This window comes from Nitrosospira sp. NpAV (assembly GCF_000832065.1).
In the GTDB taxonomy this organism is placed as follows: domain Bacteria; phylum Pseudomonadota; class Gammaproteobacteria; order Burkholderiales; family Nitrosomonadaceae; genus Nitrosospira.
In genome coordinates, this window is sequence record NZ_JXQM01000091.1 from 1 (window position 1) to 775 (window position 775).

At 40.8% G+C, this 775-nt stretch carries 1 protein-coding gene; it reads left to right on the forward strand.

Going from position 1 to position 775, the window contains the following annotated elements; all coding sequences use genetic code 11:
• Nucleotides 1-140: 140 nt before the first annotated feature.
• Entirely contained in the window at nucleotides 141-662 is a 522-nt protein-coding gene (locus SQ11_RS15435) for an aspartate carbamoyltransferase (RefSeq protein ID WP_041515093.1), read from the forward strand.
• Nucleotides 663-775: the final 113 nt, after the last annotated feature.

A 775-nucleotide genomic window follows, 5' to 3' on the forward strand; every position in this document is an offset into this window, starting at 1 on the left:
GGGTAAGGGAATGCCCAATCTGGTAAGAATGATCATGAATACCTGATAAAAACAAATCAGCCTGTAGAGTTTACTGGTTTTCGGATTATTTTATAAATTCTAACTTTACTTTTTTGGTTATAAACAAGAGAGGTAACAAAATGAAAAGACGACTAATAATCTTAGCTCTGTTAAGCATGCTGTTTATGACTTTATCTGTCCGGGCAGGAGAAAAAGTAACAGAGGAACGACTGGATGAAGTTGCAGAGCGCGGGGCTCATGTGATGCCTTTCAGTTTAGAGCAGACAATACATATTTTCTCGAAAACAGCAGCAGGTGGTTTGCAGCAGGTTCTTGCGAAAGATAGTTCCAATATTGAACAAGTTGAGTTGATACGTGAACATTTGTCAAAAATTTCACAAGAATTTATTCAAGGCGATTTTTCTGATCCGGCCAAAATTCATGGTGCAGATATGCCTGGTTTGGCAGAATTGCGGATGGCAGAACCAGGCCAGATCAAAATTGTGTATAAAGAACTGTCCAATGGAGCTGAAATTGACTATTCGGCTAATGAAACAAAGCTGATTGAAGCTATCCATAAATGGTTTGATGCTCAGCTAAGTGATCATGCACGCCATGCCATTCCAGGCCATCCTCATCATCATATTCACCAGAATCCGTAAGTAGCGGATCATTGTGGTGCGAAGGTTAAGCATCATTCCGGTTTGATGATGAATCTCGAATGGGCATCCAATCCTCATTCTCGATATCGTAGGCCAGGTTATGCCTGAGATGG

Coding starts and splice junctions, on each gene's coding strand:
- SQ11_RS15435 (WP_041515093.1), top strand. CDS start 141: ATGAAAAGACGACTAATAATCTTAGCTCTGTTAAGCATGCTGTTTATG.